Annotated in this window: 12 protein-coding genes; 3 read left to right on the plus strand and 9 right to left on the minus strand. The window is 62.5% G+C overall.

Annotated features, from left to right (window positions below):
- Window positions 1-45: 45 nt before the first annotated feature.
- Window positions 46-609 (plus strand): DUF1003 domain-containing protein, encoded by a 564-nt coding sequence (locus RPG13_RS22095; RefSeq protein WP_126106403.1) that lies wholly within the window; start codon window positions 46-48, stop codon window positions 607-609.
- Complete coding sequence (locus RPG13_RS22100; protein ID WP_126106402.1) at window positions 606-1,193, plus strand: DedA family protein; 588 nt, start codon at window positions 606-608, stop codon at window positions 1,191-1,193. The genes RPG13_RS22095 and RPG13_RS22100 overlap by 4 nt, the downstream gene beginning before the upstream one ends.
- Before the next feature lie 3 nt (window positions 1,194-1,196).
- Here RPG13_RS22100 and RPG13_RS22105 read toward each other — a convergent pair whose 3' ends face one another.
- The 6 genes from RPG13_RS22105 to RPG13_RS22130 all read right to left on the minus strand — a co-directional run bounded on the left by RPG13_RS22105 (window position 1,197) and on the right by RPG13_RS22130 (window position 8,394).
- Window positions 1,197-1,784: a hemerythrin domain-containing protein gene (locus tag RPG13_RS22105; RefSeq protein WP_292641203.1), complete on the minus strand. Its 588-nt coding sequence runs from the start codon at window positions 1,782-1,784 to the stop codon at window positions 1,197-1,199.
- Between the two features lie 40 nt (window positions 1,785-1,824).
- Window positions 1,825-2,184 (minus strand): diacylglycerol kinase, encoded by a 360-nt coding sequence (locus RPG13_RS22110; RefSeq protein ID WP_029352991.1) that lies wholly within the window; start codon window positions 2,182-2,184, stop codon window positions 1,825-1,827.
- A 76-nt stretch (window positions 2,185-2,260) separates the two neighbouring features.
- Window positions 2,261-2,680, minus strand: a complete 420-nt coding sequence (locus RPG13_RS22115) for a GFA family protein (RefSeq protein WP_292670908.1) — start codon at window positions 2,678-2,680, stop codon at window positions 2,261-2,263.
- Between the two features lie 361 nt (window positions 2,681-3,041).
- Window positions 3,042-4,415 (minus strand): class II 3-deoxy-7-phosphoheptulonate synthase, encoded by a 1,374-nt coding sequence (locus RPG13_RS22120; RefSeq protein ID WP_292670910.1) that lies wholly within the window; start codon window positions 4,413-4,415, stop codon window positions 3,042-3,044.
- Window positions 4,416-4,596: 181 nt separating this feature from the next.
- The gene (gene mfd, locus RPG13_RS22125) at window positions 4,597-8,094 is read right to left on the minus strand and encodes a transcription-repair coupling factor (protein WP_292670913.1); all 3,498 of its coding nucleotides are present in this window, start codon (window positions 8,092-8,094) and stop codon (window positions 4,597-4,599) included.
- Between the two features lie 12 nt (window positions 8,095-8,106).
- Window positions 8,107-8,394, minus strand: coding sequence for an FAD assembly factor SdhE (locus RPG13_RS22130; protein ID WP_292670915.1), 288 nt, complete (start codon window positions 8,392-8,394; stop codon window positions 8,107-8,109).
- A gap of 314 nt (window positions 8,395-8,708) precedes the next feature.
- On the opposite strand from RPG13_RS22130, the gene recG reads away from it, so the two are divergent.
- The gene (gene recG, locus RPG13_RS22135) at window positions 8,709-10,817 is read left to right on the plus strand and encodes an ATP-dependent DNA helicase RecG (protein WP_292670917.1); all 2,109 of its coding nucleotides are present in this window, start codon (window positions 8,709-8,711) and stop codon (window positions 10,815-10,817) included.
- On the opposite strand, the gene RPG13_RS22140 is transcribed toward recG, so the two are convergent.
- The 3 genes from RPG13_RS22140 to glmU form a co-directional block, all read right to left on the minus strand.
- A complete protein-coding gene (locus tag RPG13_RS22140; protein ID WP_292670919.1) occupies window positions 10,769-11,527 on the minus strand; it encodes a DUF502 domain-containing protein in 759 nt (252 codons plus the stop codon). The genes recG and RPG13_RS22140 overlap by 49 nt on opposite strands.
- Window positions 11,528-11,607: 80 nt before the next feature.
- Entirely contained in the window at window positions 11,608-13,431 is a 1,824-nt protein-coding gene (glmS, locus tag RPG13_RS22145; RefSeq protein WP_337125998.1) for a glutamine--fructose-6-phosphate transaminase (isomerizing), read from the minus strand.
- Between the two features lie 235 nt (window positions 13,432-13,666).
- Entirely contained in the window at window positions 13,667-15,028 is a 1,362-nt protein-coding gene (gene glmU / locus RPG13_RS22150; protein ID WP_292670923.1) for a bifunctional UDP-N-acetylglucosamine diphosphorylase/glucosamine-1-phosphate N-acetyltransferase GlmU, read from the minus strand.
- Window positions 15,029-15,082 lie beyond the last annotated feature (54 nt).

A 15,082-nucleotide genomic window follows, 5' to 3' on the forward strand; every position in this document is an offset into this window, starting at 1 on the left:
GCGAACCAGTAGCCTCTACCTCTATCGCTGACGACGGAGGCGACGATGAACAAGACGATCGAGGAACTGGCAAACCGCTGGCTGAAGCGAAAGCCGGACGGCCTCAGCGCACTTGAAAACCGGGTGCTGCAATCAACGCTCGAGCGCACCACGATCTCGAAGGACACCAACAAGGCTGTCGCCTTTCACCAGACGTTTGGCGACCGCCTCGCCGACACCATCGCCCGGATCGGCGGCTCGTGGTCCTTCATCCTGACATTCATTGCCTTCCTGATCCTGTGGACGGCAGGCAATGTCTGGCTTTTGACGCGCGACGCCTTTGACCCCTACCCCTTCATCTTCCTCAACCTTGTGCTTTCCATGGTCGCGGCCCTGCAGGCGCCGGTGATCATGATGGCGCAGAACCGCCAGACCGAGCGCGATCGGATCGACGCCGCCCACGACTACGAGGTCAATCTCAAGGCCGAGATCGAGATCATGGCGCTGCATGAGAAGCTGGACGAACTGCGCCACAGCCAGATCGTCGGCATGCGCGACGAGATTGCGCAACTGGCCGAACAGGTGAAGCGGATCGACGAGATTCTGTCGAAGCAGCGGACGCCTCCATGACGGATGCCATTCATAATCTCATCGAGCAATATGGGCTGATTGCCGTCTTTCTGGGCTGTATCGCGGAGGGCGAAAGTGCCGCCCTCCTTGGCGGTTTTTTCGCGCATCAGCATGTCTTCGTCCTGTGGCAGGCCTTTCTCGCGGCTGCCTTCGGCGCCTTTGTCGGCGACATGTTCTTTTTCACCCTCGGCCGAAGCTTCGCCGACCATCCGCTCGTGATTAAATTGAGGGGTCGGCCAGGCTTCAGTCACGCCTATCGTCTCGTCTCCAGCCATCCCGACATTTTCGTGCTGTCGAACCGCTTTATCTACGGCCTGCGCCTGGTCGGCGGCATCGCCGCCGGATTGTCCGGCATTGGCGTGGCGCGCTTTGTCATCCTCAACGCCATTTCATCAATCATCTGGGCCGCATTGTTCGCCGCCCTCGGCTATGTTTTCGGATTGGGCGCCGAGCGCATCGTCGGCCAGGCGCTGGCCCGTCACGAGCGATTGCTGATCGCCCTGGCAATTGGCCTGGGCGTGGCGATCCTTGCCTGGTTCGTTGCCCACCAAGTTGCCGGCAAGGAGCGCGCCAAGGAAATGTAAGGATCAGTCGATGCCGAGCGCGCGGTCGCCGCGATCCAGGATCAGCGGAATGATCAAATCTTCCTCATCGGCAAGATGCCGGGTTAGCATGGCGATCAGCCGGCTGTTCTCGTCGGCATAGGCATCGGCGGCGAAGCGCTGCTTGTCCTCGCTGTCCTGAAGCGTGCGGATGAAGGCGTTCGCCGTCTCGGCATTGCGCTCCAGCCCCTCATGGATCGTGTGATGATCGGCATCGAGAATCTCGAAGCCGCGTTTCAGCCTTGTCTCCGCCTTGGCGAAGACCGGAAAATAATGATGGTCCTCGACATTGTGGTGGCCGTCGAGATGGCCGAGAAAATGGTTGAGGCGCGGCGCGAACCAGCGCGCAAACTCCGGCGCCGTCAGCCTGCCCTCGCGATAGTCGCCGATACCGTTGGTCAGCATGCCGCCGAGCTCGCGGAACATGTCGTGCCGCTGCAGCCACATAGTGGCGATGCCGTGAATGTTGGAGTGCGCCTGCCAGACCTCTCGCGGATATTTTTCGGTCAGCCAGCGCAGATCGTCCGGCAGGCCTGCCCGCTCGAGCAGTAGAAAATCGGCACCTTCACCCATGACGGTCTCCTTTGGTGACCGTCATATAAGAGGTGAGATACTAGATCGGTAGCCCCAAGATTCGCTCGATGATGGCGATGCCCCAAACGCCGGCAACGATCACCACCGAAATCAGCACCGCCAACGAACCGCAGTCCTTGGCGAGCTGGATATCGACGTTGAATTCCCGGCTGAATGCATCGCATGCCGCCTCGATGCCGGTGTTCAGCACTTCGACCATGATCAGAAGCAGCACCGCGCCGATCAGCAGCGCATAGCCGCGCCACGACACTGAAACAAACCAGCCGAGCGGCAGCGCCAGCACGAGCAGCATCAGCTCCTGCTGGAAGGCTTTTTCGCTGGAAGCCAATTTGCGAAACGCCCGCACTGAATTGAAGAAAGCATCGATCAGCCGCTGCATGCCAAACCTTTTCCGAATCACCGGCAGGGGATAGCGCAACGGCCGGATCAAGGGAATAAGGCGATTGCTGCAAAAATCATTCGTCGGCGACCTTGATCGACGGGGCCGACCTTTCGAACTGCGGCAGCGTATCGTCGATCGAATAATAATCTCCCTTGTCGCGGACAAAGATATGGCTTTGGCCGGAAAGGCCGGATGGCCTGTCGAAGGAGCCGGCCATGATCGAAATTGAGTCCAGTTCGCCATGCTTCCAGAACAGCAGCGAACCGCAGGTCCTGCAGAACCCGCGCTTGGCCACATCGGAAGCACCATACCAGGCGAGCGCATCCTTCCCTTCGATATCGATGTCGGCGTCCTTGGCAGCGGTTGCGGCAACGAAATGCCCGGTCTGCTTCCGGCACTGTGAACAATGGCAATAGACGACACCGCGCAGCGGACCCCGCGTCCTGAAGCGCACGGCTCCGCACAGGCATGATCCGCTGTGATTGTCATCCATCTCGGCCTCCAACGAAATCGCCATCCCAATCGCCATCCATGGCATCGGCATCGTTGTCAGGATTCCAGTTTTGCAGCGACTGTGCCCAAGCAAATGCGACATTCGGCGGGCATGTTCCGCACAGCACGGTTTGTACAAAGCGGTTGGGAGCGCGGGCGCTGACCGGTTTGGGCCATCGGCGCCTCCGTTCTGTTCCTTGCGCAAGGTGCATAACCGATTGCATTTTGCAATCAGATTGTCGCAAGGCGAATGGAATTCAATGCGGAATTCGGGAGATCAGCACAATGCCGCCGCTGGCTGAATCAAAAGCGCCGGATTTCTCCGGCGCTTCGTGGGATCGTCAATTTCGACGCCGCTGAAATCAGCCGTTCGCGGCCTGCTTGTGCTGCACCGGGTGGCTCTTTTTGAGCAGATCCGAGACCAGGAATGCCAGCTCGATCGCCTGGTCGGCGTTGAGGCGCGGGTCGCAATGGGTGTGGTAGCGATCCTGCAGCTCTTCGGCGGTGATGGCGCGGGCGCCACCTGTGCATTCGGTGACATTCTTGCCGGTCATCTCGATATGGATGCCGCCCGGATGCGTGCCTTCGGCGCGATGCACCTCGAAGAAGGTCTGTACTTCCTTCAGGATGCGGTCGAACGGCCGCGTTTTGTAGCCGGCGGCCTCGATGGTGTTGCCATGCATCGGGTCCGACGACCACACCACGCTGCGGCCTTCCTTCTTCACTGCGCGCACCAGTTTCGGCAGGTGGTCGGCGACCTTGTCGGAGCCGAAGCGCGCGATCAGCGTCAGCCGGCCGGGCTCGTTCTCCGGATTGAGCAAGTCGATGAGCTGCAACAGGCCGTCCGGCGTCAGCGACGGGCCGCATTTCAGGCCCAGCGGGTTCTTGATGCCGCGGCAGTATTCGACATGGGCATGATCGGGCTGGCGGGTGCGATCGCCGATCCAGATCATATGGCCGGAGGTTGCGTACCAATCGCCTGAGGTCGAATCGACACGGGTCAGCGCCTCCTCATAGCCGAGCAGCAGCGCCTCGTGACTGGTGTAGAAATCGGTCTCGCGCAGCGCGTAATTGGTGTCCGAGGTGATGCCGACAGCCTTCATGAAGTCCATCGTCTCGGTGATGCGGTTGGCGAGCGACTCGTATTTCTCGCCCTGAGGGCTGTCGGACACGAAGCCCAGCATCCATTGATGCACATTTTCCAGGCTGGCGTAGCCGCCCTGGGCGAAGGCGCGCAACAGGTTGAGCGTCGCCGCCGACTGGCGGTAGGCCATCTCCTGGCGTGCAGGATCGGGAATGCGCGACTTGGCGTCGAACTCGATGCCGTTGATGATGTCGCCGCGATAGCTGGGCAGCGTCACGCCACCCTTGGTCTCGTTGTCGGACGAGCGCGGCTTGGCGAACTGGCCAGCGACACGACCGACCTTCACCACCGGCTGCGCGCCGGCGAAAGTCAGCACCACGGACATCTGCAGGAAGACGCGGAAGAAGTCGCGGATGTTGTCCGCGCCATGCTCGGCAAAGCTCTCGGCGCAATCGCCGCCCTGCAGAAGGAATGCGTCACCGGCAGCGACGGTCGCAAGCTGCTTCTTCAGCTTGCGTGCCTCACCTGCAAAAACCAGCGGCGGAAAGGTGGCGAGCTGGGCTTCCGTGTTCTTCAGCGCGGCAAGATCCGGATAGGCAGGAACCTGCTGGATCGGCTTTGCTCTCCACGAATTCGGCGACCATTTCGTCATCGTTGCACCCAACGTTCTTTCCAGCGGGTGCTATCGCCCGCCATTTCACCCCAATATGGGGATCGCGGCTCCATACACGAAGCCGATTTCCTATTCTAGACCGGATTTGGACGTGTGGCGAATGACGTGAAGCGGCGAAACGGCCGGCGTAGTCATCGGCCAAAGCACCAGCAACGCCTTGCTACGCAGCCTTCTCCACCAGCCGGGCCAATTGCGTCATGACGACCGCAGACCCAGCCAGCCGCTTTTCAGGTGTTGGCCAGTCGCGGACGAAAACGACGCTGTGATCCGGCCGTATCTTGGCCAGCGAGCCCTGCTCGCCGATGAACGTGACCAGCCCGACAGGATTGGAAAACTCGCGCTTGCGGAAATGTATGACGACCCCCTTTGGCCCGGCATCGAGCTTTTCGACATTGGCCTTGCGGCAGAGCGCCTTGATGAAGACGATCTTCAAGAGATGCTTCACCTCCTCCGGCAGCGGGCCGAAGCGGTCGATCAGCTCGGCGCCGAAGGCATCGATCTCCTCGGTGTTTTCGAGATCGCCGAGGCGGCGATAGAGCGCCAGCCGCAGCTGCAAATCCGGAACATAGCTCTCCGGGATCATCACCGCCGTGCCGACGGCGATCTGCGGCGACCAACCGCCATCCTGCACCTCGCCGGAATCCTTCACCTCGGCGACCGCCTCCTCCAGCATCTGCTGGTAGAGTTCGAAGCCGACCTCCTTGATGTGGCCGGATTGCTCTTCGCCGAGAAGATTGCCGGCGCCTCTGATATCGAGATCGTGGCTGGCGAGCTGGAAACCGGCGCCCAGCGTGTCGAGCGACTGCAGCACCTTCAGCCGGCGTTCGGCGGTGTCGGTCAGCTTGCGGTTGGCCGGCAGTGTGAACAGCGCGTAGGCGCGCACCTTCGAGCGGCCGACGCGGCCGCGCAACTGATAGAGCTGCGACAGGCCGAACATGTCGGCGCGATGCACGATCAGCGTGTTGGCGGTCGGGATATCGAGGCCGGATTCGACAATGGTTGTCGACAGCAGCACGTCGTACTGGCCGTCGTAGAAGGCGTTCATGATGTCGTCGAGCTCGCCGGGCGGCATCTGGCCGTGAGCGACGGCCACTTTCAGCTCGGGCACAGATTCCCGAAGGAAATCATGGATTTCAGCCAAATCGCTGATGCGCGGCACGACATAAAAGGAATGACCACCTCGGTAGCGTTCCCTGAGCAGGGTCTCGCGGATGACCAGCGGGTCGAAGGGCGAGATGAAGGTGCGCACCGCCAGGCGGTCGACCGGCGGCGTGGCGATCAGCGACAGTTCGCGCACCCCGGTCAACGCCAGTTGCAGCGTGCGCGGGATCGGCGTCGCCGACAGTGTCAGCACATGCACGTCGCTCTTCAAATCCTTCAGCCGTTCCTTGTGCTTGACGCCAAAATGCTGCTCCTCGTCAATGATTAGGAGGCCGAGATTCTTGAACGAGATCGACGAGCCGAGCAGCGCATGGGTGCCGACGACGATGTCGACCGTGCCTTCGGCGATACCCTTCTTGGCCTCGGCCAGATCCTTGGCTCCGACCAGGCGCGATGCCTGGGCGACGCGGATCGGCAGGCCGGAAAAGCGCTGCGAAAAGGTCTTGAAATGCTGGCGTGACAACAGCGTCGTCGGCACCACCACCGCGACCTGAAACCCTTCCATCGCCGCGATGAAGGCGGCACGAAGGGCGACTTCGGTCTTGCCGAAGCCGACGTCGCCGCAGATCAGCCGGTCCATCGGCTTTCCCGCGCCCAGATCGCCCATGACCGAATCGATCGCCGTCTGCTGGTCGTCGGTTTCCTCGTAGGGGAAACGCGCGGAGAATTCGCCATAGAGACCATCTGCCGGCACCAGCGAAGGAGCGGCGCGCATCTGCCGCTCGGCGGCAATGCGGATCAACTGTCCGGCCATGTCGAGCAGGCGTTTCTTCAGCCGCGCCTTGCGCGACTGCCAGGCGCCGCCGCCAAGCTTGTCCAACGTCGCTTCGGCCGAATCCGAGCCATAGCGCGACAGAAGCTCGATGTTCTCCACCGGCAGGAACAGCCGGTCGTCGCCGGCATAATGGATCTCGAGGCAATCATGCGGCGCACCAACCGCCTCGATGGTGCGCAGCCCGATGAAGCGGCCAATGCCGTGGTCGGTATGGACGACGATATCGCCGGAGGACAACGCCGAGGCCTCGGCGATGAAGTCGGAAGGACGCTTCTTGCGCTTCGAGCGGCGGATCAGCCGGTCGCCCAGAATGTCCTGCTCGGCGACGACGACCAGTTTCTCGGTCTCGAAGCCGGATTCGAGCGGCAGCACGGCAAGTGCCGCCTGCCCCGTCTCGAGCTTTTCCGCCTCGGCCAGCGTGGCGACCGGCTTGAGATTGCCGAGATGATGTTCAGCCAGGATCTGGCCAAGCCGGTCGAGCGAACCTTCGGTCCAGCCGGCGATGACGACGCGGCGGCGGGCGGCCCGCTCATCGGCAATGTGTTTTACGACGACGTCGAAGACGTTGACGTTGGGGTCGGCGCGTTCCTCGACGAAGCTGCGGCCATGCCGCGAGCCGGCATGGAAGATTTTCCTCGCGCCGGCGTCGGGCGCATCGAACGGCGTGAAGTCGATCGCTTCGCGCGGGCCAAGCGAGGCGATGAGGTTTTCGGGCGACAAATAAAGCAGGTCGGGCGGCACCGGCTTGTACGGCACGGCATCCTTCAGCGCACTGTCGGCCTGCTTCCTGCGCGCCTCGTAATGGTCGAGGATCAGCGCATGGCGCTCAGTCAGCGCCTCATGCGCCAGATGGTCGAACACAACAGGCGTGTCCGGCAGATAGTCGAACACCGTCTCCAGCCGCTCGTAGAAGAACGGCAGCCAGTGCTCCATGCCGGCGAAACGCCGTCCCTCGCTGACCGCAGCATAGAGCCCATCGTCGCGCGAGGGCGCGCCAAAGGCTTCGATGTAGCTGCGGCGGAAACGGCTGATGGTCTCCGGCGTCAGCGCCACTTCACTCATCGCCTGCAGCGCCATCGACTTGCGTTGGCCAATGGTGCGCTGCGTGGCGGCGTCGAAGACGCGGATCGATTCCAGCGTATCGCCGAAGAAATCGAGGCGCAGCGCTTCCGTCCAGCCCGGTGCGAACAGGTCCAGAATGCCGCCGCGCACGGCAAACTCGCCAACGCCGCGCACTGTAGGCACCCGCTCGAAGCCTGATATCTCCAGCCGCGACACTAGCCCATTCATGTCAATCTGGTTGCCGGGTTTTGCGTGAAATGTCTGTGCCTCGACGAGGCTTGCCGGCGGAATGCGCTGCAGCAGCGCATTGGCGGTGGTCAGGATGACGGCGCGGTGCGGTTTTTTCACCAGCGCGATCATCGCGGTGAGCGCGTCCAGACGCCGCGCGGCAGCATCCGCTCCGGGCGAGACGCGGTCGTAAGGCAGACAATCCCAGGCCGGCAGCTCGAGCACGGGCAGGCCTGGCGCTGCGAATGAAAGCGCCTCGATGATCGAAGGCAGGCGCTGGCCGTCGCGCGCCACGAACAGCACCGGCTTGTCGGGCGCAATCTCGTGCGCGGCCTGCACCAGCGCAAAGGCTTCGTAACCATCGGCGACACCGTCGACGATGAACTGGCCGGCGCGGCCTTTCGGCAGGCCGATGGTGGGGATCAAGCTCATGAAATCACGTATTCAGAATGTCATCGCCTGGCGCGACGCCAGGATCTTTTGCAGGACGGCACAGTCGATATTTGCGGGAACCGGGCGCTCGCCGGTGATCACGGGCAGGAATTCGGTATCGGGAACGTCGAGGAGCCTTTCATATTGGTCGAGTTCGTCGCCGGTCAAGACGCCGATCTCCTCGTCTGCGAAACTGCCGAGAATGAGGTCCATCTCGCGCATGCCGCGATGCCAAGAGCGAAACAGAAGCTTGCGGCGGCGGGCGTCGAGCCCCTCGCTTGATCGTCTCGTTCCGGTCATTGTCCTGCTTCCTTGCCTGAAGCGGCGCATATAGCGTGGATAGAGGGCGGTGTCAGCCTTGCAAGGCAGTGTAAGACGCCTGACAATCAACTTGTAATGATTGCATTCCTTCGCGCCCCCCTCTGTCCTGCCGGACATCTCCCCCACGAGGGGGGAGATCGGACTGTTCTTCCGCTTTCGCCAATCGCCAACGGTGAAGAAGAGGCACGGCGGCGAAGCTGCCAATCTCCCCACTTGTGGGGGAGATGTCCGGCAGGACAGAGGGGGGCGCGAAGGAACTCGGCCCCAACAAAGTCCAAGTTGGCGCAGCGCAAATGAGACCTTCCCTCCTCGATCCGCTGTTTGTCCCGATCACCTCGCTTGCCGGCGTCGGGCCGAAGGTCGGCGCACTGATCGAGAAAGTCGTGCCGGCCGATCTCGGCGATCGTGCGGCGCGCGCCGGCGATCTTTTGTTCGTGCTGCCCCACACGGTAATCGACCGCCGCAACCGGCCGGGTATCGCCGGCTCGGCCGAAGGCGCGATCGTCACCCTTGATGTGCGCATCGACCGCCACCAGCCGCCGCCGCGCGGCAACAGATCGGTGCCGTACCGGGTCTACGCCCATGACGACACTGGCGAGATCGCGTTGACCTTCTTCCATGCGCACGCCGCCTATCTCGAAAAAGCTATGCCGGAAGGCGAGCATGTCGTGGTCTCGGGTCGAATGGAATGGTTCAACGGCCGCCCGACCATGGTTCACCCCGACCACATCGCGCTGGCCAGCGAAGCGGAAAACCTGCCGCTGGTCGAGCCGGTCTATCCGCTCACCGCCGGGCTCTCGGGAAAAGTGCTGCGCCGGGCAATCGGCCAGGCGCTCGCTCGCTTGCCGGTGCTGCCGGAATGGCAGGATGGCGAGTTTCTGCGCCGCCAGACCTTTCCTGCCTTCGGCGATGCGCTCGCCCGCATCCACAATCCCGCCGACCCGATCGACGTGTCCGTCGACGGCGCGGCCTGGCGGCGTCTCGCCTATGACGAGTTTCTGGCAGGCCAGGTGTCGCTAGCGCTGGTGCGGGCAAAAGTCCGCCGCTTGTCCGGACGACCATTGGTCGGTGACGGCCGCATCGTCGAAAAGCTGCGCGCCGCCCTTCCCTATTCGCTGACCACCTCGCAGGAAATCGCGCTTGCCGAAATCAACGGCGATCTCGGTGATCCCGAACGCATGCTGCGCCTGCTGCAGGGCGATGTCGGCTCCGGCAAGACGGTTGTCGCGCTGCTCGCCATGGGGCGCGCCGTCGAGGCAGGCGGCCAGGCGGCATTGATGGCGCCGACCGAAATCCTGGCGCGCCAGCATCTTGCGACGATTACACCTTTGGCGGAACAAGCCGGCTTGCGCATTGCCATCCTCACCGGCCGCGAAAAGGGCCGCGAGCGCACCGACACGCTGGCCGGTCTGGCCAATGGCGAGATCAACATCGTCGTCGGCACTCACGCGCTGTTCCAGGAAACGGTGACGTTCCACGACCTCGTCCTCGCCGTCATCGACGAACAGCATCGTTTCGGTGTCCATCAGCGGCTGGCCATCACCGCCAAGGGCGATGCGCCCGACATGCTGGTGATGACGGCGACGCCGATTCCGCGCACGCTGGTGCTGACCGCTTTCGGCGACATGGATGTTTCGAAGCTGACCGAAAAGCCGGCCGGGCGCCAGCCGATCCGCACCGTCACCCTGCCGCTCGAGCGGCTCGACGAACTGGTCGGGCGCATGCGCGACGCCGTCACCGACGGCCAGAAGATCTACTGGATCTGTCCGTTGGTCGAGGAATCTGAAGAGATCAAGCTAATGTCGGCGGAGGACCGTTTTGCCTCGCTGAAGCCCCTGTTCGGAGACCGGATCGGCCTGGTGCACGGGCGCATGAAGGGCGCCGACAAGGACGAGGCGATGCGCGCCTTCAAGGCCGGCGAGACACGCATCCTGATCGCCACCACGGTCATCGAGGTCGGCGTCGATGTGCCGGACGCGACGATCATGGTCATCGAGCATGCCGAGCGCTTCGGCCTCGCCCAGCTGCACCAGTTGCGCGGCCGGGTCGGGCGCGGCGAAAAACCGTCGTCCTGCGTGCTGCTCTACAAGGATCCGCTCGGTGAAACGGCAACGCGCCGGCTGTCGGTGATGCGCGAGACCGAGGACGGCTTCCGCATCGCCGAGGAAGACCTGAAGCTGCGTGGCGAAGGCGAGTTGCTCGGCACCCGCCAGTCCGGCACGCCGGGCTTCCAGGTGGCGCGCATCGAGGCGCATGCCGACCTGCTCGAAGCCGCCCGCGACGACGCACGGCTGATCCTGTCGCGCGATCCCGAGCTGCAATCCGAACGCGGCGCCGCCCTTCGCATGCTGCTCTATTTGTTCGGCCGCGACGAGGCGGTGCGGCTCTTGCGCGCCGGCTGAGGCCCAGCACCCGCCGGTGGATTGGCGATCTGAACGCCGATCGGCTTGCCGTTCAGCGTCACCATTTTCGTCTTGACCTCCGGCGCCACCAGCCCGGCCGAGACGATCAGCTTGGCGCCGTCCTCGATCGTCATGTCGAGCAGCACGACATCGGATTTCGGCACATACATCAGGAAGCCGGTGGTCGGGTTGGGCGTGCACGGCATGAACACCGCGATCAGCGGGTTGCCTTCCTGGTCGAGCTTCTGGTTGATCTCGGTTTCTTTCTCGCTGGCGACGAAGACCAGCGACCAGACGCCCTTGCGCGGGTATTCGACCAGCCCGACCTGGCGGAACATGTTTCCCTTGTTCGACAGCACGGTCTCGAAGATCTGCTTCAGCGAGCCGTAGACGCCGCGCACCAGCGGCATGCGGCCGAGCAGCCGCTCGCCGAACAAGACGATGGCGCGGCCAACGATATTGGCGGTCAGGAAACCGATTAGGGTGATCAGGATCAGGGCGACGATCAGGCCGAATCCCGGAACCGGAGCCGGCAGATAGCTATCGGGGTTGTAGCGCGCCGGAATGTAGGGTTTCACCCAGGAATCGACCCAGCCGATGAAGGACCAGGCAATGTAGGCGGTGATCGCCAGCGGCGCGCAGACGACAAAGCCTGTCAGGAAATAATTCCGCAACCGGGTCATGCCTGAGGTCTTGGGAGCATCGGACATGGTTCACCGCAGCACTGATTGCGGCGCAACATTAGTGAACCGCATTCGGCTTTGGAACTGCGAAATTTTTAAACCACGCCTTACTCCACAGTCACCGATTTCGCCAGATTACGCGGCTGGTCGACGTCGGTGCCCATGAACACCGCGGTGAAATAGGCCAGCATCTGGATCGGCAGCGCGTAGATGATCGGCGAGATGATTTCCGGCACGTCCGGCAGCACGATCGTCTCCATCGTCTTCACCGTGGCGTGTGCGGCACCCTTGCTGTCGGTGATCAGGATGATCTTGCCGCCGCGCGCCGCCACTTCCTGCATGTTTGATGCGGTCTTTTCAAAGATGCGGTCATGCGGGGCAATGACGATCACCGGCATGTTCTCGTCGATCAATGCGATCGGCCCGTGCTTCAGTTCGCCGGCGGCATAGCCCTCGGCATGGATATAGGAGATTTCCTTGAGCTTCAGCGCGCCTTCCATGGCCAGCGGAAAATTGGTATCGCGGCCGAGATAGAGCACGTTTTTGTAGTGAGAAAGGTCGCGCGCGACCTTTTCGATCTGCCCATCGAGCTTCAGGACCTGATTGGCATAGCGCGGCGCTTCCGACAGTTGGCGGACCAGCGTCGTTTCCTGCTCCCGCGAGATCGTTCCGCGCGCCACGCCCGCCCGCACGGCAAGCGACGCCAGCACCGACAATTGACAGGTGAAGGCCTTGGTCGAGGCGACGCCGATCTCCGGCCCGGCCAGCGTTGGCAGGATAACGTCGGATTCACGCGCCATCGTCGATTCTCGGACATTGACGACCGCGCCGATCTTCATCCCGGCCTTGCGGCAATAGCGCAGCGAGGCCAGCGTGTCGGCGGTCTCGCCCGATTGCGAGATGAAGAAGGCGGCGTCTGTCTTCGACAGCGGCATTTCACGATAGCGGAATTCCGAGGCGACATCGATGTCGACCGGCAGCCTCGCATACCGCTCGAACCAATATTTGCTGATCAGGCCGGCCAGATAGGCGGTGCCGCAGGCCGAAATCGCCAACCGGTCGATTTTGGCGAAATCGAAAGGCAGGTCGAGCGGCTTCGAGACGCCACCGACGAAATCCACATAATGCGCCAGCGTGTGCGAGATCACTTCGGGCTGTTCATGGATTTCCTTCTCCATGAAATGGCGCCGATTGCCTTTATCGACCATGAAACTGGTGCTGAGCGACTGCTGGCGCTTACGGTCGACCTTGTTGCCCTCCATATCGAAGATGGCGACCTCGTTGCGGCGCACAACCGCCCAGTCGCCGTCCTCGAGATAGGTGATCGAGTTGGTGAAGGGGGCAAGCGCGATGGCGTCGGAGCCCAGGAACATCTCGCCATCGCCATGGCCGACGGCCAGCGGTGGGCCGTTGCGGGCGCCGACGATGAGGTCCTCATCGCCCTTGAACATGATGGCTAGCGCAAAGGCGCCTTCCAGCCGCTTCAGCGCCTGGTGCGCGGCCTCGATCGGCTTCAGGCCCTTGGCCAGTTCGCGCGCCACCAGATGGGCGACGACCTCGGTGTCCGTCTGCGATGAAAATGTGTAGCCGTCGCGCATCAGCTCGTCGCGCAACTCGGCGAAATTCTCGATGATGCCATTGTGGACGATGGCGACGCCGTCGGAAAAATGCGGATGCGCGTTGGTTTCGTTCGGCACGCCATGCGTTGCCCAGCGCGTGTGGCCGATGCCGATCATGCCGTCGAGCGGTTCGTCCTTCAACCGGCGTTCGAGATTGATCAGCTTGCCCTCGGCGCGGCGGCGCCCAAGCTTGCCATGCTCGATTGTGGCGACGCCGGCGGAATCGTAGCCGCGATATTCGAGCCTTTTCAGCGCATCGACGATGAGTGGCGCGACCGGCGAGTGACTGACAATTCCGACAATACCGCACATAGACGTTTGCCCCCGATTCCGGCGTAAAACCCAGCGCCATTTAGGGTTGGCCGGGCTGCCGCGAAAATCACATTGCGTTTCGTTCCGTATCAGCCGGAACTGTTCTTGCACAGATGCACCATGACAGGGCGCACTTGCAATCCGGTTACCGCGATCGCTCGGTTTCTCCGTACGGGCATCCTATCGCGCTCTGCGGTTCCTGAAATCCGTCAAAGACATGATGCAGTCGTGGCGGCTAGGCTTTTTTCCGGGCCGCCGCGGCCGAAGCAAAACGCTCGCGCAATTCCTTGCCCTTGCCGGCCAGCGTCCTCTGGCGGGCGCGGCCGAAGGCCAGCGCATCGTCGGGCACGTTTTCGGTGATCACGCTGCCCGAAGCGATGTAGCCGCCCTTGCCGATTGTAACAGGCGCCACCAGCGAGGAGTTCGAGCCGATGAAGGCGCCCTCGCCGATGTCGGTGAAGAACTTCGAATAGCCGTCATAGTTGCAGGTGATGGTTCCAGCGCCGATATTGGCGCCGGCGCCGACGCGGGCATCGCCGATATAGGTCAGGTGGTTGACCTTGGCGCCTTCCTCGATCGTCGCCCCTTTGACCTCGCAGAAATTGCCGACCTTGGCTTTTTGCCGGAGATCGGCGCCCGGCCGCAGCCGCGCATACGGACCGACATCGCAGTTCGAGGCGATCGTGGCGCCTTCGATATGGCTGAAAGCATGGATCTTGGCGCCCGTGGCGATCGTCACGCCCGGCCCGAACCAGACATTGGGTTCGACAATCGTGTCCGCGCCGATCTCGGTATCGTGCGAAAAGAACACGGTTTCCGGCGCGATCAATGTGACGCCGGAGAGCATGGCCTCGCGCCGCCGGCGCGTCTGCCAGATGCTTTCGGCCGCGGCAAGTTCAGCGCGGTTGTTGATGCCGAGCGCGTTTTCGAAGCTGGCTTCGGTGGCGACGACGTCAAAACCCTGTCCGCCGGCGATCTCGACGATGTCGGTGAGATAATACTCGCCCTTGGCGTTGTTGCTGCCGACTTGATCAAGCAGCTGCAGCGCATGCTTGCCCGCAACCGCCATCAGCCCGCCATTGCAGAAGGTGATTTTCTTCTCCTCGTCGGTGCAGTCCTTTTCCTCGCGGATGGCGATAAGCTTGCCGCCCTTTTCGATCAGCCGGCCATAGCCGGAAGGATTTGACGTGCGGAAGCCTACCACAACGACGGCAGCGCCTTCTGCCAGCTTCAGGCGCGCAGCGGTCAGCACCACTGGGTCGATCAGTGGCGTGTCGCCGAACATCACCAGGATGTCGTCGTAACCCTTTGATATCGCGTCGCGAGCAGCCAGAACGGCATGCGCTGTGCCGAGCCGCTTGTCCTGGACGAAAGTCTCCGCCTTCGGCGCGAACTTTTGCGTGGCCTTGCGCATCTCTTCCGCGCCATGGCCGATCACCAGAGCCAGATCACCGCTGCCTGCGGCTTCAGCAGCCTTGACGACATGGGCGACCATCGGCAGGCCGGCGATCGGGTGCAGCACCTTTGGCACTGCGCTTTTCATGCGCGTGCCTTCGCCGGCGGCGAGGATGACGGACAGGCAGGTTCTCTGGCTCATGGAATGGCAACCATATGAAAAGGGTTGGGAATCAAGGCATATCTAGCATTGGCG

It is taken from the genome of Mesorhizobium sp. ISC15 (assembly GCF_037162615.1).
Taxonomy (GTDB): domain Bacteria; phylum Pseudomonadota; class Alphaproteobacteria; order Rhizobiales; family Rhizobiaceae; genus Mesorhizobium; species Mesorhizobium mediterraneum.

What these genes read in the sequence shown, in the direction of transcription:
- RPG13_RS22095 (WP_126106403.1), top strand. Translation starts at nt 46, where the DNA reads ATGAACAAGACGATCGAGGAACTGGCAAACCGCTGGCTGAAGCGAAAG.
- RPG13_RS22100 (WP_126106402.1), top strand. Translation starts at nt 606, where the DNA reads ATGACGGATGCCATTCATAATCTCATCGAGCAATATGGGCTGATTGCC.
- RPG13_RS22105 (WP_292641203.1), bottom strand. Translation starts at nt 1,784, where the DNA reads ATGGGTGAAGGTGCCGATTTTCTACTGCTCGAGCGGGCAGGCCTGCCG.
- RPG13_RS22110 (WP_029352991.1), bottom strand. Translation starts at nt 2,184, where the DNA reads ATGCAGCGGCTGATCGATGCTTTCTTCAATTCAGTGCGGGCGTTTCGC.
- RPG13_RS22115 (WP_292670908.1), bottom strand. Translation starts at nt 2,680, where the DNA reads ATGGATGACAATCACAGCGGATCATGCCTGTGCGGAGCCGTGCGCTTC.
- RPG13_RS22120 (WP_292670910.1), bottom strand. Translation starts at nt 4,415, where the DNA reads ATGACGAAATGGTCGCCGAATTCGTGGAGAGCAAAGCCGATCCAGCAG.
- mfd (WP_292670913.1), bottom strand. Translation starts at nt 8,094, where the DNA reads ATGAGCTTGATCCCCACCATCGGCCTGCCGAAAGGCCGCGCCGGCCAG.
- RPG13_RS22130 (WP_292670915.1), bottom strand. Translation starts at nt 8,394, where the DNA reads ATGACCGGAACGAGACGATCAAGCGAGGGGCTCGACGCCCGCCGCCGC.
- recG (WP_292670917.1), top strand. Translation starts at nt 8,709, where the DNA reads ATGAGACCTTCCCTCCTCGATCCGCTGTTTGTCCCGATCACCTCGCTT.
- RPG13_RS22140 (WP_292670919.1), bottom strand. Translation starts at nt 11,527, where the DNA reads ATGTCCGATGCTCCCAAGACCTCAGGCATGACCCGGTTGCGGAATTAT.
- glmS (WP_337125998.1), bottom strand. Translation starts at nt 13,431, where the DNA reads ATGTGCGGTATTGTCGGAATTGTCAGTCACTCGCCGGTCGCGCCACTC.
- glmU (WP_292670923.1), bottom strand. Translation starts at nt 15,028, where the DNA reads ATGAGCCAGAGAACCTGCCTGTCCGTCATCCTCGCCGCCGGCGAAGGC.